The sequence below is a fragment of the Streptomyces odontotermitis genome, from assembly GCF_050510915.1.
GTDB lineage: Bacteria > Actinomycetota > Actinomycetes > Streptomycetales > Streptomycetaceae > Streptomyces.
In genome coordinates this window covers 893,884-913,492 of sequence record NZ_JBNJLS010000001.1, presented here as the reverse complement: position 1 = coordinate 913,492, position 19,609 = coordinate 893,884, and the positions used below count along the sequence as shown (strand labels likewise).

At 72.9% G+C, this 19,609-nt stretch carries 19 protein-coding genes; 5 read left to right on the top strand and 14 right to left on the bottom strand.

Annotated elements, in window-relative coordinates; all coding sequences use genetic code 11:
• Positions 1-4: 4 nt before the first annotated feature.
• From ACQB60_RS04225 to ACQB60_RS04210, 4 genes are all read right to left on the bottom strand, one after another.
• Positions 5-841 carry a carbohydrate ABC transporter permease gene (locus ACQB60_RS04225; protein ID WP_496924414.1) on the bottom strand — a complete coding sequence of 279 codons (837 nt, stop codon included), beginning with the start codon at positions 839-841 and terminating at the stop codon, positions 5-7.
• Positions 842-844: 3 nt separating this feature from the next.
• Positions 845-1,828: a carbohydrate ABC transporter permease gene (locus ACQB60_RS04220; protein WP_496924413.1), complete on the bottom strand. Its 984-nt coding sequence runs from the start codon at positions 1,826-1,828 to the stop codon at positions 845-847.
• Positions 1,825-3,084: an ABC transporter substrate-binding protein gene (locus tag ACQB60_RS04215; protein ID WP_496924412.1), complete on the bottom strand. Its 1,260-nt coding sequence runs from the start codon at positions 3,082-3,084 to the stop codon at positions 1,825-1,827. Before ACQB60_RS04215 ends, ACQB60_RS04220 begins: the two co-directional genes overlap by 4 nt.
• Positions 3,085-3,262: 178 nt before the next feature.
• Positions 3,263-5,104, bottom strand: a complete 1,842-nt coding sequence (locus ACQB60_RS04210; protein ID WP_496924411.1) for an APC family permease — start codon at positions 5,102-5,104, stop codon at positions 3,263-3,265.
• A 253-nt stretch (positions 5,105-5,357) separates the two neighbouring features.
• On the opposite strand from ACQB60_RS04210, the gene ACQB60_RS04205 reads away from it, so the two are divergent.
• Positions 5,358-6,044, top strand: coding sequence for a hypothetical protein (locus ACQB60_RS04205; RefSeq protein ID WP_496924410.1), 687 nt, complete (start codon positions 5,358-5,360; stop codon positions 6,042-6,044).
• Between the two features lie 87 nt (positions 6,045-6,131).
• Here ACQB60_RS04205 and ACQB60_RS04200 read toward each other — a convergent pair whose 3' ends face one another.
• The 6 genes from ACQB60_RS04200 to ACQB60_RS04175 all read right to left on the bottom strand — a co-directional run bounded on the left by ACQB60_RS04200 (position 6,132) and on the right by ACQB60_RS04175 (position 12,928).
• The gene (locus ACQB60_RS04200) at positions 6,132-7,088 is read right to left on the bottom strand and encodes an oxidoreductase (protein WP_496924409.1); all 957 of its coding nucleotides are present in this window, start codon (positions 7,086-7,088) and stop codon (positions 6,132-6,134) included.
• A 105-nt stretch (positions 7,089-7,193) separates the two neighbouring features.
• The gene (locus tag ACQB60_RS04195) at positions 7,194-7,976 is read right to left on the bottom strand and encodes an SDR family NAD(P)-dependent oxidoreductase (RefSeq protein WP_496924408.1); all 783 of its coding nucleotides are present in this window, start codon (positions 7,974-7,976) and stop codon (positions 7,194-7,196) included.
• A gap of 106 nt (positions 7,977-8,082) precedes the next feature.
• Positions 8,083-8,667 carry a TetR/AcrR family transcriptional regulator gene (locus tag ACQB60_RS04190; RefSeq protein WP_496924407.1) on the bottom strand — a complete coding sequence of 195 codons (585 nt, stop codon included), beginning with the start codon at positions 8,665-8,667 and terminating at the stop codon, positions 8,083-8,085.
• A 55-nt stretch (positions 8,668-8,722) separates the two neighbouring features.
• The gene (gene nirD / locus ACQB60_RS04185; RefSeq protein WP_496924406.1) at positions 8,723-9,073 is read right to left on the bottom strand and encodes a nitrite reductase small subunit NirD; all 351 of its coding nucleotides are present in this window, start codon (positions 9,071-9,073) and stop codon (positions 8,723-8,725) included.
• Positions 9,070-11,634: a nitrite reductase large subunit NirB gene (nirB, locus tag ACQB60_RS04180; protein ID WP_496924775.1), complete on the bottom strand. Its 2,565-nt coding sequence runs from the start codon at positions 11,632-11,634 to the stop codon at positions 9,070-9,072. The genes nirD and nirB overlap by 4 nt, the downstream gene beginning before the upstream one ends.
• Positions 11,635-11,671: 37 nt before the next feature.
• Entirely contained in the window at positions 11,672-12,928 is a 1,257-nt protein-coding gene (locus ACQB60_RS04175) for an NAD(P)/FAD-dependent oxidoreductase (protein WP_496924405.1), read from the bottom strand.
• Positions 12,929-13,377: 449 nt separating this feature from the next.
• Here ACQB60_RS04175 and ACQB60_RS04170 point away from each other — a divergent pair, with 449 nt between their 5' ends.
• From ACQB60_RS04170 to ACQB60_RS04160, 3 genes are all read left to right on the top strand, one after another.
• On the top strand, positions 13,378-14,682 hold the full coding sequence (locus ACQB60_RS04170) for a ferredoxin reductase family protein (protein ID WP_496924774.1): 1,305 nt from the start codon (positions 13,378-13,380) through the stop codon (positions 14,680-14,682).
• A 65-nt stretch (positions 14,683-14,747) separates the two neighbouring features.
• A complete protein-coding gene (locus ACQB60_RS04165; protein WP_496924404.1) occupies positions 14,748-14,939 on the top strand; it encodes a hypothetical protein in 192 nt (63 codons plus the stop codon).
• A gap of 108 nt (positions 14,940-15,047) precedes the next feature.
• Entirely contained in the window at positions 15,048-15,830 is a 783-nt protein-coding gene (locus ACQB60_RS04160) for a sulfite exporter TauE/SafE family protein (RefSeq protein ID WP_384831179.1), read from the top strand.
• Between the two features lie 24 nt (positions 15,831-15,854).
• Here ACQB60_RS04160 and ACQB60_RS04155 read toward each other — a convergent pair whose 3' ends face one another.
• The 4 genes from ACQB60_RS04155 to soxR all read right to left on the bottom strand — a co-directional run bounded on the left by ACQB60_RS04155 (position 15,855) and on the right by soxR (position 18,845).
• Positions 15,855-16,556: a class F sortase gene (locus ACQB60_RS04155; RefSeq protein ID WP_496924403.1), complete on the bottom strand. Its 702-nt coding sequence runs from the start codon at positions 16,554-16,556 to the stop codon at positions 15,855-15,857.
• Positions 16,557-16,655: 99 nt separating this feature from the next.
• Positions 16,656-17,222 (bottom strand): GVDTG sorting domain-containing protein, encoded by a 567-nt coding sequence (locus ACQB60_RS04150; protein WP_496924402.1) that lies wholly within the window; start codon positions 17,220-17,222, stop codon positions 16,656-16,658.
• A 263-nt stretch (positions 17,223-17,485) separates the two neighbouring features.
• Complete coding sequence (locus tag ACQB60_RS04145) at positions 17,486-18,271, bottom strand: aminotransferase class IV family protein (RefSeq protein WP_496924401.1); 786 nt, start codon at positions 18,269-18,271, stop codon at positions 17,486-17,488.
• A gap of 100 nt (positions 18,272-18,371) precedes the next feature.
• Complete coding sequence (soxR, locus tag ACQB60_RS04140) at positions 18,372-18,845, bottom strand: redox-sensitive transcriptional activator SoxR (RefSeq protein ID WP_496924400.1); 474 nt, start codon at positions 18,843-18,845, stop codon at positions 18,372-18,374.
• Between the two features lie 65 nt (positions 18,846-18,910).
• Between soxR and ACQB60_RS04135 the strand changes: the two genes are divergently transcribed.
• Positions 18,911-19,573: an NADPH-dependent FMN reductase gene (locus ACQB60_RS04135; protein ID WP_496924399.1), complete on the top strand. Its 663-nt coding sequence runs from the start codon at positions 18,911-18,913 to the stop codon at positions 19,571-19,573.
• Positions 19,574-19,609 lie beyond the last annotated feature (36 nt).

The window sequence follows — 19,609 nt, the reverse complement described above, 5'->3', positions numbered from 1 at the left end:
AGCCCTAGTCGTCGATACCCGACCTCTCCACCCCCGCCACGATCCACCGCTGGAAGAACAGGAACACCACCAGCAGCGGGACGATCGAGACCGCCGCCGCCATGAACAGCTCGTGCAGGCGGATGACTTGGGATGTGGTGAAGGAGGAGAGCGCTACTTGGACCGTCCATGCGTTGCGGTCCTGGCCGATCACCAGGGGCCACAGGAAGGAGTTCCACGCCCCGATGAACACGATCGTGCCGACCGCCGCGAAGACGGGGCGGGAGTTGGGGACGACCACCCGCCAGTACGTCCGCCAGGGGCCGAGTCCGTCCACGCGTGCCGCGTCCTCCAGCTCCCGTGGGAAGCCCAGGAAGTACTGGCGGAAGATGAAGCACGCGAACGCGGAGAACAGGGTCGGGACGATCAGGCCGCGGAGCGTGGAGACCCAGCCGAGGGACGACACCAGGACGAAGGTCGGGACGAACGTCACCGCCGCCGGGACCATCATCGTGCCGAGGATCGCGTAGAAGACCTGGTTCGCCCAGCGGTAGGGGATGCGGGCCAGGCCGTAGCCCGCGAGGGAGGCCAGGAGGAGCGTGCCGAGGGTCGTCAGGATCGCGATCAGCGCCGAGTTGTACAGAGAGCGCGCCATCGGGACCGTCGTGTCGTCGAAGAGCTCGCGGACGTTCGACCAGCGCAGCTCCGACGGGAAGAACGTCCAGTCGGGGGACGTGATGTCGTGCTCGGACGCGAGGCCGTTGCGGACCAGGAGGTAGAAGGGGATCAGGAAGAGGAGGGCGAGTGCGATGAGGAGGACCACGCGCAGCGCGCGGCCCACCCGGACGACGGCGTTCTCCATGTCTCAGTCCTCCTTTCTGCCGAGGCCGAACCAGCGGGCCTGGCCGATCGTCACCACCGCGATGATCACGGCGAGGATCATGGCGCCCGCGCTGCCCACGCCCAGGTTCTGCCCCTGGCCGAGCGCCGTGTAGTAGAGGTACACGAGGGGCGGGCGGGCGTAGGGCGGGTAACCCCGGGAGTCCGAGAGCAGGTTGTAGAACTCGTCGAACGCCTGGAACGCGTTGATGACCAGCAGGAGCGCGACGGCGATCGACGTCGCGCGGAGCTGGGGGAGTGTGATGTGGCGCAGCACCTGCCAGCCGGGCTTGGCGCCGTCGACGGCCGCCGCCTCGTAGAGGGTGGGCGAGATGCGCTGCAGCCCGGCCAGGAACAGGATCATGTAGAAGCCCGCCTGCAGCCAGAGCCGCACCGTCACGATGACGAGCCAGTACCAGGGCGGGTCCGTCGTCGACAGCCACGCCGTCTGGTCGGCGCCGAACCAGCCGAGGACGGTGTTGGCGAGCCCGAACCGCACCCCGTTGAAGATCGACATCTTCCAGATGAGCGCCGCGACGACGTAACTGCACGCCGCCGGGAGGAAGAAGACCGAGCGGAAGAAGGCTTGGGCGCGGCGGAGCCTGTTCACCATGAGCGCGAGCGCGAGGGACAGGGCGAACGTCGTCGGGACGATGAAGAGGGAGAACAGGGCGAACGTCCACAGGCTGTCCGTGAAGGCGTCGTTGCCCAGCATCGACGTGTAGTTGTCGAGGCCGACGAAGTCGGTGGGCGAGACGGTGTTGTGGGCGTCGAAGAAGCTGAGGTAGAGGCTCCAGCCGAGCGGCACGTACGTGAACACGGCCAGGCCGAGCGCGAAGGGGCCGACGAAGACCCAGAACCACAGGTTGCGGTTCTGGGGGCCGAGCAGGCGTCTGCGGAGGCGGAGTCGGTGCCCCTCGTGGACCTTGGCCGTCGTATCCGTATCCGCATCCGTCTCCGCCGCCGTCATGAGGACTTCTTCTTGACGCGGTCCAGCTCCTTCTGCACCGTGCGGACCACCTTCTTCAGCTCGCTCTCCGGGTTGGCGCCCGACTTGATGATGCGGCTGAGGGCGTCCTGGTAGGCGGTGCGGCTCGCGGGGGTCCACAGGAGGGGCTCGGCGTAGCCGTGCTCGGTGGCGAAGCGGACGGCGTCGGCGGCCGCGCCCTCCTTGAGCTGGTCGGCCTTCTTGGCGAGGGAGATGCGGGCCGGGATGTGGAACCCGTACGAGAGCGCGAAGTCCCGCTGGTAGTCGGTCCGTTCGATCCACAGCCACTTCACGAAGTCCTTGGCCGCTTCCTTGTGCCTGCTGCGGGAGCTGACCGCCGAGCCGAAGGCGCCGACGGGCACGGTGGGCTTGCCGCGGGAGCCGTCCGCGGGCAGCGCGAGCACCCCGAAGTCGTCGCCGAGCTCCTTCTTCACACCGGGCAGCGCCCACAGGCCCGACCACTGCATCGCGGTCAGTCCCTGCACGAACGCGGACGGGTCGGACCAGTCGGAGGGGGCGCCCAGGAGCAGCGACTTGTCGGCGTACAGCTGGCGCAGCTTGGCCATGATGCGGGCGGCGGCCGGGTCGTCGAAGCCGACCTTGCCGTCCTCGGTGACGGAGGAGAGCCCGGCGGCGTAGAGCGGGGTCATGCCGAGGGCGCCGGCGCCGCCGTCGTTGCCGAGGAAGAGGCCCTTGGTCTTCTTCGTGGTCAACGCCTTGGCCGCGTCGACGAGTTCGTCCATCGACTTCGGCGGCTCGACGCCCGCGTCGGCCAGGAGGCTCTTGCGGTAGTAGAGCAGCTGCATGTCGACGACCTGCGGGACGGCCCAGATCTTCCCGTCGTACGTCTTCGGGGCGAGCGCCGCCTGGTTGAAGTCGTCCTTCACCGGCTCGACCAGGTCGGTGACGTCGACGACCTGGCCGCCCTGGATCTGGTCCAGGGTGGGGCCGTTGACCTCGAAGACGTCGGGGCCGGAGTCGGTGAGGAGGGCGGCGGCGGTCTGCTCGTCGTAGTTGCCGGGCCGCCACTGGACGCTGACGCCCGCCTTCTTGTACGCGGCGGCGTACCGCTTCACCGCGTCCTCGGTCCCGGTCTCGCCGTACTGGTGGTACCACTGCGAGAGCTTCGGCCCCTTCCCGCCCGAACTCCCTCCGTCCCGGCCGGTGTTGGATCCGCAGGCGGTGAGCAGGCCGAGGGCGGTGCCGGTGCCGAGGAGCGCGCGGCGGCTGATGGGCATGATGTCGTTCCCCCTGTGGTGTCGAGGCGTGCGTGCATGCGTGCGCTGACGCCCTAACGATCAACCATGAGGGGGAATTACGACAGGGGTGTTGCGGGGGTATGGCGAGGTCCGGCCGTCACGTCGGCCGGTGTCCGTACCGCGGCCGGGCCCGCCGTACGGGCCCGCCGTACGGGCCTCAGCAGCGCAAGCGCAGACGGCAGATCGCCGCGTCCGTGTCCCGTCGCACCGCGTGCGCCAGGACCGCGCCCCGCTGGTTCTGCAGCAGGCGCTGCCATACGTGGGCGGGCTCCGCCTCCGGGATGAGGACCGTGACCCGCGTACCGGGGTGGTAGCGGTAGATCCGCTGGACGTACTCGGCGACCGGGCGGCCCACCGTCCGGGTGTCCGAGGGGAGTTCGACCAGGTCGACGCCGGGGCGCCACAGCTCCCAGTCGCGGCGCAGCGCGTCGGTGGCGCGGCGGTCGTCGGGGTCGTCGTAGGTGACGGTGACGGCGCGCACCTCGTCGCCGAGGGAGACGGCGGCGTTGAGGGCCTCGGAGGTGACCTGGGACAGGTGGGAGACGGGGACGATCACCAGCGAGTGGTCGCGGTGCGGGGGTTCGGGGATGCGGCCGAGGCCGAGGCGCTCGCCGATGCGGGCGTACGCGCGGTGCACCGCCTCGAAGGAGAGGACGATCGCGGGCAGCGCGAGCACGATCAGCCAGGCGCCCTCGGTGAACTTGGTGGCGGTGACGACGACGGCCGAGACACCGGTGAGGACCGCGCCGAAGCCGTTGAGCGCCGCCTTCGCGTACTGCTTCGTCTGCCGCCAGTGCAGCACCATCGCGGTCTGGCAGAGGGTGAAGCCGATGAAGACGCCGATCGCGAAGAGCGGCACCAGGGTGTTGGTGTCGCCGCCCGAGAAGACCAGGAGGAGGGCGCCCGCCGCCGCGAGGGCGAGCACGCCGTGGCGGTGCACCTGGCGGTCGGCCTTGAGGGCGAAGACGTGCGGCAGGTAGTTGTCCCGGGCCAGCAGGCTCATCAGGACGGGCAGGCCGCCGAAGGAGGTGTTCGCGGAGAGGGCGAGGAGGATCATCGTCGCGAACTGCACGACGTAGAAAGCCCAGTTGTGGCCGAGCGAGGCGTCCGCGAGCTGCGCGAGGACGGTGACGCCCTCGACGGGCTGGAGCCCGAAGCGGGAGATCAGCACGGACAGGCCGATCAGCATGGCGCCGAGGAGCGCGCCGAGGGCCACCTCCGCGTGCTGGGCGCGCTTGACGCGCGGGGAGCGGAAGGACGGCACGGCGTTGGCTATCGCCTCGACGCCGGTGAGGGCGGAGCAGCCGGACGCGAACGCCTTGAGGAGGAGCAGCGCGCCGACCGACGTCGCGTTCGAGGCGAGCACCGACGCGTGGCCCTCGGCGGCCTCGGTGGAGGCCGGTCCGTCGCGGAAGAGGCCGACCGCGACCATCGCGAGGATCGCGAGGACGAACACGGCGGTCGGGGCGATGAAGACGCGCGCCGAGTCGACGATGCCGCGCAGGTTCACGGCGGTGATGAGGACCAGGACCGTCAGGCAGATCCACAGCCGGTCGCCGTACAGCTCGGGGAAGGCGGAGGTGAGGGCGGCGACGCCCGCGGTGACGGCGACCGCGACGTTCAGGACGTAGTCGAGGACCAGGGAGGCCGCGGCGACCAGGCCGGCGCGCCGCCCGAGGTGCGTCTTCGCGGCGGCGTAGCTGCCGCCGCCGTCCGGGAAGGCGGCGATGACCTGGCGGTAGGACGCCACCAGGACGGCGAGCAGCGCGGCGATCGCGAGCGTCACGGGGAGCGTGAAGCCGAGCCCGTAGCCGCCCGCCGCGGCGAGCACGAGGACGATCGCCTCGGGCCCGTACGCGACCGAGGCCATGGCGTCCAGGGACAGCGCGGCGAGCCCCTGGAGCGCGGTCAGCCGGTGCTCGTCGCCCGCCCGCTCCGCCTCGGTATCGGGCGGCTCCTGGGTCGCGGCGGCGGAGGGGGTCTCGGAGACAGTGGTCATGGGCGGGCCTTTCGGGCTCCCGTGCACCGGAGGGAGACGGCCGTCCGGCGCACGGTGTCGACAGCAGGAGAGGCCAGCGTGAGCGGGGCGCGCGGCATGAAAGCGCGCTGTTGTCAGCTCCTTTGCGCCCGCTGTGTGCATCCTGACGCTTCCTTGATGAGTCCGTCAGGGCGCCGTCAAGGAGCGGCCGCCGGGGATATGCGCCGCGTCAACGGCCCTGACGCGGACGGGCCACCGTCCTACCGTGCGGCACATGGGACTTCACAGGACGAGGGCGCGGGGCACCGCGCGGGGCGTCGTGCGCGGGGCCGTACTCGGGGTCGCGCGCGGCAGGGGCGGCACACAGCCCGGTACGGGCGCTGCTGCGGACACCGGAGGGGACGCCGGTACGGACGCCGGGGCGGCGGCCGACGTCGTCGGTGACCGGACCTGGGCGGGCGAGGTGCGGGCCGCGGTCTTCTGCGCGCTCGCCCTGTTCGTCCTCGTCCTGATCGTCGACGGCGCCAACACCACGCTGACCTGGCCCCGCGCCGCGCTCTGGGCGGGACTCTCGGCTCTCCTCCACGTGGTGCTCCACCCGGCGCGGGTGACCGCGGGCCCCGGCTGGCTCGCGGTGCGCCGACTGCTGCGCACCCGCCGCGTCTGCACGGGTCTGCTGACCGCCGTCCGCCTGGACGGCGGCGTCGCGGCCCGGCTCGTCCTGTGCGACTCCCTCGGCAACCGCGTGGAGCTCGACCCGAAGGTCCTCACCGACAACCCGCTGCTCCTGCACCGACTGGACCGGGGCGCCCGGGAGGCCCAGGCACGCGGGCTGCTGCGCACCGGCGTCACCGTCCTGCACCGCTTCACGGACCGCGCCGACGCGGAGGCGGCACGGGCGGTCTTCGAGGCGTCGGGGCTCACTCCGGGGCTCACGGGAGAGGAAGCCCGCGACAGCTGAGGGCGGGCGGCGGACGCATCCCCTCGCGGCGGCCGCGGGCGAACCGCCTTCCGCTGCCCGGGAGTTACGGGTTCCCGGCCCGCCCGCTCACGAGGACTTCAGCTCCTCGTACGTCACCCCGGTCAGCCGCTCCGACTCCTCCCACAGCCGCCGGGCCCGCGCGTCGTCACGGGTGCGCCGGGCCCGCCACGACGGGGCCGGGGCGCCGCGCAGGCCCGCGACACGGGGACCCGTGAAGGAGTCGGGGCGGACGCCGGGCGCCGTGGCCGCGTACAGCAGGGGCAGCGCGCCCGTCTCGGCGGGCTGGGCGATGATCCGGTTGCCGAGCTCCACGACGCGCTCCGCCGCCCGGCGGCCCTCGAGGCGGGGGCCCGCCGTCTGGAGGTTGGTGGCGGCGTAGCCGGGGTGGGCGGCGGCCGCCACCACGTCGGAGCCGGTCGCGGCGAGGCGCCGGGCCAGCTCGTGGACGAACAGCAGGTTCGCCGTCTTGGAGCGGCCGTAGGCGACCCAACGCCGGTAGCGGCGCTCGCTGTTGAGGTCGCGCGGGTCGATGTCGGCGAGGGCGTGCAGTCCGCTGGAGACGCTCACCACGCGGGCGTGCGGGGTGCGCAGGAGCAGGGGGAGCAGCAGCCCGGTCAGGGCGAAGTGGCCGAGGTGGTTCACGCCGAACTGGGTCTCGAAGCCGTCCGCGGTGCGGCCGTACGGCAGGGCCATCACGCCCGCGTTGTTGACGAGCAGGTCGAGCCGCCCCTCGGTCCCTTCGGGCCCCTCGGCCCGCTCGCCGAAGGCCGCCGCGAACTCCCGTACGGAGGACAGGTCTCCCAGGTCGAGGGGCCGGAACTCGGCCTCGGCGGCGGGGACTTCGGCGCGCAGCCGGTCGAGGGCGTGGTTGCCGCGGGCCCGGGAGCGGCAGGCGAGCACCACGTGGGCGCCGCGCCGGGCCAGTTCGCGTGCCGTCACATAGCCGAGGCCGCTGTTGGCGCCGGTGACGACGGCGGTGCGGCCGCCCTGGTCGGGGATGTCGCTCGCGTTCCAGCCCGTCATGGGGGATCCCTCCACACTTCTTACCGATGAGTAAGTGCGCTGGAGAGCCTACGTCAGGACGGCCGGGCGGACAGCCGCCCTGACGCCCCCCTTCCGGTTCGGCGCTCAGGCGTGCGAGCCGCCGTCGATCACCAGGTCCGCGCCGACCACGGCGCCGGACTCCTCCGCCGCCAGGTACAGGACCGCCGCGGCGACCTCCTCGGTCCTGGCGACCCGGCCGAGCGGGTTGGTCTCCTTGATGCGCGCCGCGCGGTCGGCCTCGGTCTCGCCGGGCTGGAAGGACATGGAGGTGTCCGAGGAGCCGGGGCTGACCGTGTTGATGCGCACCCCGTCGCGGATGTGCTCGACGGCGGCCGCGCGGCTCAGCGCCGAGACGGCTGCCTTGGTGGCGCCGTACGCGCTCGTGCCCGGCTTGCTGGTGTGGGCGCCGAGCGTGGAGCCGATGTTGACGATGGCGCCGCCGCCCGGCTGTGTGCGCATCTGCCGCACCTCGGCCTGCAGGGCGAGCAGCACGCCGGTGACGTTGATGTCGAGCATCGTGCGCCAGTCCTCCTCGGGGAGGTCGGCCGCGGGCTGCCCGGCGCGCAGGATCCCCGCGTTGTTGACGGCCACGTCCAGGGAGCCGAAGCGCTCGACGGCGGCGGCGACGAGGGCGGCCAGGTCGGCGGAGCTGGTCACGTCGGCGGGCACGACGAGAACCTCGCCCGGACCCTCGACGAGCTCGGCGGTCTCCTTCAGGGTGGCCTCGGTGCGCCCGGCGAGCACGACGTTCGCGCCCTCGGCGGCGAAGGCGAGCGCGATGGCGCGGCCGAGTCCGGAACCGGCGCCGGTGACGAGGGCGGTGCGGCCGGAGAAGCGGACGCGGGGGGTGGCGGTCTGGGTCGTCATCACAGTGCTCTTTTCTTGAACGATCGGTTCAGTATGAGGGCATGGAGAAGGGGGCAAGGGTGCATGCGGGAGTTCGGCGGGTGCTCGTGCGGGAATCCTGCGGGCGTCAGTCGAGCAGGGCCAGCGCCTGCTCCGTCGCCGCCCGCACCCGGGCCGGGTCCCGCGTGGCCTTGCCGACCACGCGCACCCCCTGCATCAGCACCAGCAGCGTGCGGGCGAGGGCCAGTGCGTCCCGGTCCTCGGGCAGCTCGCCCTGTGCCTGGGCGCGGACGAGCGCGGAGTGCAGCAGCGTCTCCAGCTGCTCCCAGCTGCGCTCGACGGTGCGGGCCGCGGCCGGGTCGTGCGGGGCCAGCTCGGCGGCCGTGTTGGTGATGAAGCAGCCGGCCAGGCGGCCCTCCTCGGTGGTCGCCTCGCTCGCGAAGCGCCGCACCACCGCACGCACGGCGGGCAGGGCGGGCCCCGGCTGCGACAGCTCGTTCAGGAGCCGGGGGCCCTGTGCCTCGCCGTAGCGCTCCAGGGCCTTGAGGTACAGCTCGTGCTTGTTGCCGAACGTCGCGTAGATGCTCGCGCGGCCCACGCCGAGGTGCTCGACGAGGTCCGCCATCGACGTCGCCTCGTAGCCGCGCCGCCAGAACAGCTCTAGGGCCGACTGGAGCGCGGCTTCAGGGTCGAATTCCTTGGTCCTGGCCACGGATGCGACTCTACGGCTATCGAGAACGATCGGTCAAGAAATCCGGAGGCCGGGATCAGGCGACCCTGATCGAGTACACCGCCACCGACACCTCGTCGTCGTCCAGGCACCGCCCCGTCTCCAGGTCGAAGCGCTGCTTGAGCAGCGGGGAGGCGACGAAGGCGCGGCCGTCCGCCGAGCCGAGCAGGCCCCGGGAGAGCACCGCCGCTCCCGTGAAGGGGTCACGGTTGTCGAGTGCGTACGCCTGGCCCGTGCGGTCCATGAACACCGCGGCCTGCGCACCGTCCGGCAGCAGCACCGCGACGCCGCGCCCCGGCGTGAGCAGGGAGAGCTCGCAGGCGGTGAACCAGTCCTCGGCCAGCAGGAGTTGGACCGAGAGGTCGGTCTTCTCGGGTGCGACGGTCATCGCGCAACAGTCCCTTCCAGGGGTCGCGAGCCGATGCTCAGCAACGGCAGGTCCGGCTTGATCTGCTCGCGCTCCGGGACGAACTGGACCGTCGGGTCCGGCACCCCGGGCGCGTTGACGAAGGAGACGAAGCGCGCGAGGCGCTCCGGGTCGTCGAGGGTCTCGGCCCACTCGTCCCGGTAGTGGGCGACATGGTCGGCCATCAGGGCCTCCAGCTCGGCGCAGAGCCCGAGCGAGTCGTGCACCACCACGTCGCGCACGTGGTCCAGGCCGCCCTCGATCCGCTCCAGCCAGGTCGACGTGCGCTCCAGGCGGTCTGCGGTGCGGATGTAGAACATCAGGAACCGGTCGATGAGGCGCACCAGTTCGGCGTCCGACAGGTCCTGGGCCAGCAGGTCCGCGTGGCGCGGGGTGGCGCCGCCGTTGCCGCCGACGTACAGGTTCCAGCCGTTCGAGGTGGCGATCACGCCGAAGTCCTTGGACTGCGCCTCCGCGCACTCGCGGGCGCACCCCGACACCGCCGACTTCAGCTTGTGCGGGGACCTGAGGCCCCGGTAGCGCAGCTCCAGGTCGATGGCCATGCGGACGCTGTCCTGCACGCCGTAGCGGCACCAGGTCTGTCCGACACAGGACTTCACGGTGCGCAGCGCCTTGCCGTACGCGTGCCCGGACTCGAAGCCCGCCTCCACCAACCGCGCCCAGATCACGGGCAGTTGCTCGACCCGCGCGCCGAACAGGTCGATGCGCTGACCGCCGGTGATCTTCGTGTAGAGCCCGAAGTCCCGCGCCACCTCGCCGATCACGATGAGCTTCTCCGGGGTGATCTCGCCGCCGGGGATGCGCGGCACCACCGAATAGGAGCCGTTCTTCTGGAGGTTGGCGAGGAAGTGGTCGTTGGTGTCCTGGAGCGCGGCCTGCTCGCCCGCGAGGACATAGCCGTCGGCGCCGATCGTCGGGGCCAGCGAGGCGATGATCGAGCCGACCGTGGGCTTGCACACCTCACAGCCGTCGCCGCCGCGCGCCTCCTCGCGCCCGTAGCGGTCCAGGAGTTCGCGGTACGAGGTGAGGCGCAGCGTGCGCACGATCTCGTACAGCTCCTGCCGGGTCTGCCCGAAGCAGCCGCACAGGCCCGTGTCGCCGCTCTGCGGCAGGAGCTGGCCGATGAGACGCACACAACTGCCGCAGCCCGTACCGGCCTTGGTGCACTTCTTCACCTCGGGCAGCGTGGCGCAGGACTGGATGGCGGCCTTGGTGACGTTGTGGCAGTTGCAGACCACCGCGTCGTCGGGCAGCGCCTCCGGGCCGAGCGCCGCGCCCGAGCCCGCCCCGGCCGGAAGGACCAGCTGCTCGGGCGCGACCGGCGGCACCGAACCCGTCAGGGCGCGCAGCGTCCCGTACGCCTCCGCGTCGCCCACCAGGACGCCGCCGAGCAGCGCGCCGTCCGCGCCGATCACGAGCTTCTTGTACGTGCCCGAGCGGGAGTCCGCGTAGACGACGTCGAGACACCCGTCGGCGGCGCCGTGCGCGTCCCCGAACGAGGCGACGTCCACGCCGAGCAGCTTCAGCTTGGTCGACAGGTCGGCCCCGGTGAAGGCCGGTTCGCCCGCCCCGCCGGACGCGATGGCGGCCGCCGCCGTCTCGGCCATCTCGTACCCGGGCGCGACCAGGCCGTACACCCGGCCGTCGGCCGCCTGTACGCACTCGCCGATCGCGAACACGTCCGGGTCGCTGGTGCGGCACCGCTCGTCGACGGTGATGCCGCCGCGCTCGCCGACCGTGAGGCCCGCCTCGCGCGCGAGCTGGTCGCGGGGGCGGACCCCGGCCGAGAACACCACGAGATCCGCGGCGAGTTCGGAGCCGTCGGACAGCAACATCCCGGTCACCGCGCCGTCCGCACCGGCGACGATCTCCTGGGTGCCCACGCCCGTGTGCACGTCCAGGCCCATGTTCTCGATGGTGCGCAGCAGGGCGGCGCCGCCGCCCTCGTCGACCTGGAGCGGCATCAGCCGGGGCGCGAACTCCACGATGTGCGTGGCGAGTCCGAGCCCGCGCAGCGCGCCCGCCGCCTCCAGGCCGAGCAGCCCGCCGCCCACCACGGCGCCCGTCGTGGCGTGCTCCTTCGCGTACTCCTCGATGGCCAGCAGGTCCTCGATGGTGCGGTACACGAAGCAGCCCGTGGCGTCCTTGCCGGGCACCGGCGGCACGAACGGGTACGACCCGGTGGCGAGCACCAGCGTGTCGTACGCGAAGGTCTCCCCGGAGCGCGCGAGCACGGTCTTCGCGCACCGGTCGATGTGCTCGGCCGGGTCGCCGAGGCGCAGCTCGATGCCGTGCTTCGCCATGAACTCCGGCTCGACGAGCGAGAGTTCGTCGGGGCTCGTGCCCGAGAAGTACGAGGTGAGGTGCACCCGGTCATAGGCGGGGCGCGGCTCCTCGCAGAGCACCACGACACGGTGCGTGGCCGTGACGCCCTGCTCGGCGGCGGCCTCCAGGAAGCGCTGTCCGACCATGCCGTGGCCGACGAGGACGAGCGTGGGGCGGTGGTCTGCGGTCTTCGGCATGTCCGTGGTCTCCGGCATGTCAGCGGGTGTCGGCATGTCAGCGGCCTCCGTCGTTGGTGAGCAGGTGGAGCAGGGGGCTGGCACCGGCGTCCTCGGCGGGCAGCGGGTCGTCGTCCTCCCAGGCGCGGGCGAGCGAGCCGACGGCGGACAGCTCGCCGAACAGCACCCCGCCCACGAGCCGGTCGCCGCGCACGACGACCTTCCGGTAGGTCCCGCGGGTGGCGTCCGCGAGCTGGATCACGTCGTCGTCGGGGCGCGGCTCGGGGTCCCCGAACGCCGCGAGCTCCAGGGGCGCCGCATCGGGCGCCGCCGTGTGCAGGGTCAGCCGGGTGAGGGAGCGGGTGCCGGGGTACGCGGGCGGCGGGGCCGCGTCGTCCGGCGCCGTCAGCTGGGCGGCGAGGGCCTCGGCCTGCTCCAGGGCGGGCGCGGCCAGACAGTGCACCTGGCCGGCGTGCTCGGCGCAGTCGCCGATGGCCCGGATGTGCGGGTCGCTGGTGCGCAGCCGGTCGTCGACCACGATGCCCCGGCGCACCTCCAGGCCCGCCGCCTGCGCGAGGCCGACCCGGGGACGCACACCACAGGCGAGCACCGCCACGTCGGCGTCCAGCAGATAGCCGTCGGCGAGCTCCACGCGGCGCACCGCCCCGTCCTCGACGCGCACGCCGCGCACCCGGCACTCGGTGTGCACCTCGACCCCGAGCCCGGCCAGGTACTGCCGCACCAACTCCGAAGCAGCGGGATCGAGTTGGCGCTCCATCAGCCGGTCGCCCTGCTGCGTCACGACGACCTGCGCACCCCGTGAGGCGAGCGCGCGCGCCGCGGAGACACCGAGCAGCCCGCCCCCGATGACGACGGCCCGCACCCCCGGCCGCCGCACGGCGTCCGCGAGGGCCAGACAGTCGTCGAGGGTACGGAAGGGATGCACGCCGCCGGGCAGCTCACGGGCACCGGGCGCGAAAAGGCCGCGCAGGGGCGGAAGCACCGGGTTGGAGCCGGTGGCCAGGACGAGCGTGTCGTACGGGACGACGGCCCCGTCCTCGCACTGCAGCACCCGCTCGGCCCGGTCGACACGGACCACGCGGGTGCGCAGGTGCTCGGCGCGGGGCGTGGGCAGGGCGAGCAGCTCGGGTCCGTAGCGGCCCGCGAGCACCTCGGCGAGCAGCACGCGGTTGTACGGGGCGTGCGGCTCGTCGCCGATGAGCACGGGCTCGTGTCCGGCGTCCGCGAGCCGCTGCGTGAGCCGGACGCCCGCGAGCCCGGCGCCGATCACCGCCACGCGCTGTTTCGAGGTCATGAACCGCAGCGTGCGGGGCGGGTGTTACCCGTCGGGATCCCTTCTGTTTCCTCGGGGGAACGCGTGCCTCAGCCCTGCGGGGCAGCGGGTGTGAGGGCTCTTCCGGAGCTCTTCCGGAGCTTTTCCGGGGCTTTTCCGGGGCTCTTCCGGGCTCTTGCTTAAGGTCCGTTGAGCCGTTCCTCAAGGGGACCTTAAGGATCCGCCCCGAGGGCCTGACCAGCCCCTTTCAGTCTCACGAAGGCTTTAGCGTGCCGGTCGTGACGATCGAGGCCGAGCCCCAGACAGACGCGTACCCCGCGCTGAGCGCGTACCTGCGGCAGAACCCTGCTGCGGGCAGTCGTGCCGCAGGGCGGCTCCCGTCCCAACGAAAGCACCACGACGGCGGTGCGGCCGAAAAGGTACGGCGCCCGAAGCCCAAGGCGAGGGCACGCACGCACGAGGTCCGGCCGCTGAGGATCTCGCCCACCCGCCTCCGTACCGGAATCCTCGGCGGAGCCGTCCTCGTGACCGCCCTCTGGGCCGTACAGGTCGAACCCTCGGCCCGGCTCGACGCGCTCTGCGCGACAGGCGCTCACCTCACCGGCCTCCTCGCCGGCTACGGCATCCTCGTCATGCTCTTCCTGATGGCCCGCGTCCCCGCCCTCGAACACGGCGTCGGCGCCGACCGGCTCGCCCGCCGCCACGCCCTCGGCGGCCGCTCCGTGCTCTCGCTCTGCACGGCCCACGCCCTGCTCGCCCTCTGCGGCTACGCCGCGCACACCGGCACCGACCTGCTCTCCGCCGGGCTCGACCTGCTCGGCTACCCGGGGCTCGCCGCGGCCGGCGCGGGGACGGCGCTGCTGGTGGCCGTCGGCGTGAGCAGCGCCCGCGCCGCCCGCCGCCGCATCCCGCACGAGACCTGGCGCGCCCTGCACCTGCTCACCTACCTCGGCGCCGGGCTCGCCTTCGCGCACCAGGTCGTGGGCCCCGACGTCGCGGGCAGCGTCCTGACCGTGTGGCTGTGGGCCATGCTGCACGCGACCGTCGCCGTGCTGCTGGTCTGGTACCGCCTCGTCGTGCCCGTGCGCCAGGCCCTGCGGCACAGCCTGCGCGTCCTCGACGTGCGCGTGGAGGGGCCCGGTGTCGTCTCCGTCGTCATGCAGGGCATCGGCCTCGACGAACTGCGCGCGGAGCCCGGTCAGTTCTTCCGCTGGCGGTTCCTGCAGCGCAGGCTCTGGCACACGGCGCTGCCCTTCTCGCTCTCCGCGCCGGTGCGCGGCGACACCCTGCGCATCACCGTCAAGGCCCTCGGCGACCACACCCGCCGCATGCGCCGCCTCAGGCCCGGCACCCGGGTCCTCGCCACCGGCCCCTTCGGCGCCCTCACCGCGCACCGCCGCACCCGGCGCAAGGTGCTGCTCCTCGCGGGCGGCGTCGGCATCACGCCCATGCGGGCCCTCTTCGAGACGCTGCCGGGCGGCCCCGGTGACATCACCCTGCTCTACCGGGCGGGCAGCGCCGAGCAGCTCGTACTGAAGGAGGAGCTGGAGGAGATCGCGCGCGGGCGGCAGGCGGCGCTCCACTACCTCCTCGGCCGCTCCGACGCCTCCTTCGACCCCCTCGCCCCGCAGGCCCTGCGCAACCTCGTGCCCGGCCTCGCCGAGCACGACGTGTACCTGTGCGGGCCACCCGGCATGACGGCGGCGGCGACGGCGGCGCTGGTGCGGGCCGGGGTCCCCGAGGAGCGCATCCACGCGGAGTGTTTCAGCTTCTGAAATCTGAAATCTGAAACCTGACGTCTGAAGTCTGAAACCGCCACTCACGGAGAGCCGACGCCCTCATGGGACGCCACCGCAAACCCGCCACCCCCGGCCCCGGCCCCACCCTCCAGGCCCGCCGCCGCCTCGCCGCGGGCCTGGCCGGGGCCAGCGCCCTCGTCGCGACCGCCCTCGCCCTCACGGTCGACCCGACGGCACCCCCCGCCCCCGACCGCACCCCGGTCACGACCCCCGAACCCCAGGCGGCGCCCTGACCGCCCGCGAGGAGCGCATCTCACCTGCCGAAACGGAAACCTCAGAAGCCGCTCAACTCTCCCTGTTTCCATGGACGTCCCACGTATCGCGTCCATAGGGTCGCGATCATGCCCGACATATCTCTGACCACGGTGGTCGTCCTCTGCCTCGCCGCCCTCGCGGCGGGCTGGATCGACGCCGTGGTCGGCGGCGGCGGACTGCTGCTGCTCCCCGCCCTGCTGCTCGGCCTGCCGGGCTCCACCCCGGCCGCGCACGCCCTCGGCACCAACAAGGCCGTGGCGATCGTCGGGACGACGGGGGCCGCGGTCACGTACGTGCGGAAAACCCCCGTCGACGTCCGCACCGCCGTGCGCATCGGGCTCGCCGCGCTCCTCGGCTCGATGGGCGGCGCCTTCTTCGCGGCGGGCATGAGCACCGACGTGCTGAAGCCCGTGATCATGGTCGTGCTCGTCGCGGTCGGAGCCTTCGTGATCCTGAAGCCCGCCTTCGGGACCGCGCCCGCGACCGGCCCCGCCTCGCCCCGGCGCATCCTCGCCGCGATCGGCATCGCGGGCCTCGGCATCGGCTTCTACGACGGGCTCATCGGCCCCGGCACCGGCACCTTCCTCGTGCTCGCCCTGACCGCCGTGCTCCACCTCGACCTGGTCTCCGCCTCCGCCACCGCGAAGATCGTCAACTGCTGCACCAACGCGGGCGCCCTCGCGACCTTCGCCTGGCAGGGCGCGATCCTGTGGCAACTGGCCGGTCTGATGGCCGTCTTCAACCTCGCGGGCGGCACCCTCGGCGCGCGCACCGCCCTGAAGAAGGGCAGCGGCTTCGTCCGGGTCGTGCTCCTGACGACGGTGGTCGGCCTGGTGATCAAGATGGCGTACGAGCAGTGGGTGGCGTGACGCGCCAACAGCTGCCCGTGGGCGCTAGCGGCTGCCCGTGAGGTGCGCGAACACCACCACGTTGCCCTGGTAGCCGGTCTGCTTCGAGTAGGCCCCGCCGCAGGTGATGACCCGCAGCTCGGGGCGGCGCGCCGGGCCGTACACCTTCTCGTCGGGGAAGTCCTTGGCGTCGTACACCTCGACCGCGTCCACCGTGAACACGGCCACCGTGCCGTCCCGCCGGTCGACCTCCACCGTGCGGCCCCGCGCCAGACCGCCCAGCTCGTAGAAGACGGCGGGCCCCCGCTCGTTGTCGACGTGCCCGGCGACGATCGCGGTGCCCGTCTCGCCGGGCGTGGTGCCCGCCTCGTACCACCCGGCGAGGTTCGTCTTCGCCGCGGGCGGCACGTCGAGGCTGCCCTGGCGGGTGAGGCCGAGGCCCATCAGGGGCGCGTCGACCTGGAGGGAGGGGATGCGGATGCGGTCGGGCGGCGAGGGCGGGAGCGGCTGGAGCGAGACGGCGGCGGGGGAGTCGTGGCCGTCGTGGGCCCGCGCCGCCTGGGCCGCGGAGGGCTGCGGGGGCGGGTGCCCCTCCTGGCCGCTGACCACGAGCCAGGCGCCCGAGCCGAGCGCGAGGACGGTGATCGCCCCTATGACACAGGTGCTGACCCGCTTCCTGCCGGGCGCGACCCTCTTCTTCCCGCTCTTCCCGAGTACGACCCTCTTCTTGCTCGGGGCACGTCGCATGAGTTCGTCCCCTTCCGGGTCGGGTAGGCCCCCTCCGGGCGCGCATGGCGGCGGGCCCGGAGGGGGACGGCGGTACCGGTGGACAGCGGAGGGTGTCCGTCAGATCCTGTCGCCTCTCGCCCGGCGGTGCAGGAGCCAGGTACCGCCCGCGGCGGCGACGGCCAGTGCCGCCACGCCCGCCGCGGTCTGCACGGGGTCGGGGCCGAGTGCGCCGCCGACCCCCGTCTTGACGTGTCCCTTCGGAGGGACGGGGGACTGCTCGCGGGCGCTGGCCGTGGAGGTGACCGTGACCATCAGGTCGCCCGCCACCTGCTTGCCGCCCGCGCCGGAGCCCGCGCACTTCGCGACGATCTCGTAGGTGCCGGGCTGTGCCGACGGCGGCACCCTGAACTGCCCGATCGCGTCTTCCTCGTGCGTGCTCGGCGCCAGCGTGAAGGTGCCCGCGCCGACCGCGCTCGCGTCGCCCGTCGCGGTGCCGCCCGCGCCGCAGGCGGTGGTGTTCACGGTGACCGTCGTGCCCGGCGTGACCGTCGCCGGATAGACCTCCAGGCCACCCGCGCCGGTGCCGCCGCCCGGACCCGCCGCGTACGCGGGAGCGGCGAAGAGACCCGCGGCCGCGGCGGTGAGCACGGCGGTGGTGAGCGGGCGGCGGCCTTTGCGCGTCATGGGCTTGCTCCTCCGAGAGACCCGACCAGGGGGCGCGGGGTGCGGCCCGCACCCCGGCCCTACCGAGGTAAGTGGCAGTCGGCGGCCCACGCCTCCTGATGGGCCATCAGAAACTCGGATACGGGCGCTCGCCCGACGCTCCATCGCCAACGTTCCGGCAGGTCATACGGCGTGTCGCGGAGCTCCGCCCGAAGCCTGGCCCGCGCGCCTGTGAACGGGTGACCCGGGCGCCCCCGGCCCCCGCCCGGAGATCTGAGCCGACCTCAGATCTCGTCCCACGGCACCGCGTCGTAGACCTCCGCGACCGCGGCCATCAGCTTCTCGTCCACCACGAAGTCGACCTCGTCGATCCGCCGCACCGGCGCGATCCCCCGCGCGTTCGTGACGAAGGCCGAGGCGTACGCGGACAGGTTCCCGAGCCGCACCGGGCCGCGCCGGGTGGGCAGCCCGGCCCCGGCGAGCCGCGGTTCGAGGAGCTGCATCGTGATGCCTTCCAGGCAGGGGGCGTCGGGCCAGACGACCTCGGCCCCGTCGAAGAAGGCGATGTTGGTGACGGCGCCCTCGCTGATCGTCCCGTCCACCCCGGTGAGCAGCGCGTCGTCGAAGCCCGCGCGCCGCGCGAGCCGCCCGTGGTGGGTCTGGCCGAAGCCGCCGAGGTGCTTGATGTGCGCGACGGGGCGCTGGTAGGGCACGGACTTCAGGGCCTGCGCGTCCGGGGGCATCTGGGCGGGGGCGCGGACGGTGACCATGACGGACGGCTCGTCGTCGGGCGCGTGCACATAGACGCGTACGGAGGCGTCGGGGAGGTCGTCGCGGAGCACGTGCCGGATCAGCCGCCGGACGTGGCCGCCGTCGAGCTCGCGCCCGAACAGCTCCCGGGTCGCGCCGTCGAGCCGCTCGAGGTGGTGCGCGAGCCCGCGCACCTTGCCGTCCCTGACCTGCATCGCGGTGAAGTGCCCGTCGTTGACGAGGGCGGGCCAGAGCAGCCGGTCGGCGGTGGCGGCCGCGCCGTCGATCTCCAGGCGGTGTACGAGTGCGGTATGCGTCATGGCCCACACGGTGCCATGGGCGCCGGGGGCGCAGGGTGCGGGTGCCCGATGTCCGCCGCTACGCCTCCGCCTCTACAACTCCGCCGCTACGCCTCCGCCGCTACGCCTCCGCCTCTCCGTCCTCGATCAGCCGTCGCGGCCCCGGTCCGTGGGCGGCCAGTTCGTCCCACGGGTTGGACAGCGCGCACTTGGCGAGCGAGAGGCAGCCGCAGCCGATGCAGTCCGTGAGGTTGTCGCGCAGCCGCTGCAGGGTGCGGATGCGCTGGTCCAGGTCGCTGCGCCAGCACTCGGAGATCCGCGCCCAGTCCTCCCGCGTCGGCGTGCGGTCGTCGGGGAGCAGGCCGAGCACCTCGCGGATGGTGGCGAGGGGGATGCCGAGCCGCTGCGAGGTGCGGATGAAGGCGACCCGGCGGAGCGTGTCCCGGCTGTAGCGGCGCTGGTTCCCGGTGGTGCGGCGGCTCGTGATGAGCCCCTCGCGCTCGTAGAACCGCAGCGCGGACGGGGCGACCCCGCTGCGCTCGGCGAGCTCTCCGACAGTGGCTTCCCTGGCGTCCGGTGCGAGATGCGACGACATGCGCGCAAGAGTAGTCCGCGAAGGCGCTTGACTTAAACCTTGGTTCAACTAAGAGCCTGTCTCCCATGAACACGACTTCTGCAGCCACCAGTTCCTCTTCGGCTTCCTCGGCTTCCTCGGCTTCTTCGACCTCTTCGACCTCTTCGGCCGACGCCCCGCTCCGCGTCGCCGTCATCATCGGCAGCAACCGCGAGGGCCGGTTCGGCCCGATCGTCGCGCGCTGGCTGCTCGACCGGGTGGGGGAGCGCGACGGCCTCGTCGTGGACGTCATCGACGCCGCCGAGGCCCAGCTGCCCACCGCCCTCTCCTTCAGCCCGAGCCCCGAAGTCCTCGCCGAACTCGGCAAGGTGACGCCCAAGCTCGACGCCGCCGACGCCTTCGTGGTCCTCACCCCCGAGTACAACCACTCCTTCCCCGCCTCCCTCAAGAGCCTCATCGACTGGCACCGCGACGAATGGCAGGCCAAGCCCGTCGCCTTCGTCTCGTACGGGGGGATCTCCGGCGGCCTGCGCGCCGTCGAGCAGCTCCGGCAGGTCTTCGCCGAGCTGCACACCGTCACCGTGCGCGAGACGGTCTCCTTCCACAACGCGGGCGCCCACTTCGACGACGAGGGCAACCACCGCGACCCGGCCGCCCCGGACGCCGCCGCCAAGGCGATGCTCGACCAGCTCGCCTGGTGGGGCCACGCGCTGCGGGAGGCCAAGGCGGTGCGCCCGTACGGGAGTTGAGAGCCGTCGCGCGTACGGGAGTCCAGGCCCCGCGGG

Bases quoted from the DNA above. Each gene is read 5' to 3' on its own strand.
- ACQB60_RS04160 (WP_384831179.1), top strand. From the start codon at position 15,048: ATGCCCGACATATCTCTGACCACGGTGGTCGTCCTCTGCCTCGCCGCC.
- ACQB60_RS04205 (WP_496924410.1), top strand. From the start codon at position 5,358: ATGGGACTTCACAGGACGAGGGCGCGGGGCACCGCGCGGGGCGTCGTG.
- ACQB60_RS04200 (WP_496924409.1), bottom strand. From the start codon at position 7,088: ATGACGGGCTGGAACGCGAGCGACATCCCCGACCAGGGCGGCCGCACC.
- ACQB60_RS04165 (WP_496924404.1), top strand. From the start codon at position 14,748: ATGGGACGCCACCGCAAACCCGCCACCCCCGGCCCCGGCCCCACCCTC.
- ACQB60_RS04195 (WP_496924408.1), bottom strand. From the start codon at position 7,976: ATGACGACCCAGACCGCCACCCCCCGCGTCCGCTTCTCCGGCCGCACC.
- ACQB60_RS04175 (WP_496924405.1), bottom strand. From the start codon at position 12,928: ATGACCTCGAAACAGCGCGTGGCGGTGATCGGCGCCGGGCTCGCGGGC.
- nirD (WP_496924406.1), bottom strand. From the start codon at position 9,073: ATGACCGTCGCACCCGAGAAGACCGACCTCTCGGTCCAACTCCTGCTG.
- ACQB60_RS04155 (WP_496924403.1), bottom strand. From the start codon at position 16,556: ATGCGACGTGCCCCGAGCAAGAAGAGGGTCGTACTCGGGAAGAGCGGG.
- ACQB60_RS04220 (WP_496924413.1), bottom strand. From the start codon at position 1,828: ATGACGGCGGCGGAGACGGATGCGGATACGGATACGACGGCCAAGGTC.
- ACQB60_RS04215 (WP_496924412.1), bottom strand. From the start codon at position 3,084: ATGCCCATCAGCCGCCGCGCGCTCCTCGGCACCGGCACCGCCCTCGGC.
- ACQB60_RS04225 (WP_496924414.1), bottom strand. From the start codon at position 841: ATGGAGAACGCCGTCGTCCGGGTGGGCCGCGCGCTGCGCGTGGTCCTC.
- ACQB60_RS04210 (WP_496924411.1), bottom strand. From the start codon at position 5,104: ATGACCACTGTCTCCGAGACCCCCTCCGCCGCCGCGACCCAGGAGCCG.
- soxR (WP_496924400.1), bottom strand. From the start codon at position 18,845: ATGTCGTCGCATCTCGCACCGGACGCCAGGGAAGCCACTGTCGGAGAG.
- ACQB60_RS04150 (WP_496924402.1), bottom strand. From the start codon at position 17,222: ATGACGCGCAAAGGCCGCCGCCCGCTCACCACCGCCGTGCTCACCGCC.
- ACQB60_RS04145 (WP_496924401.1), bottom strand. From the start codon at position 18,271: ATGACGCATACCGCACTCGTACACCGCCTGGAGATCGACGGCGCGGCC.
- nirB (WP_496924775.1), bottom strand. From the start codon at position 11,634: ATGCCGAAGACCGCAGACCACCGCCCCACGCTCGTCCTCGTCGGCCAC.
- ACQB60_RS04135 (WP_496924399.1), top strand. From the start codon at position 18,911: ATGAACACGACTTCTGCAGCCACCAGTTCCTCTTCGGCTTCCTCGGCT.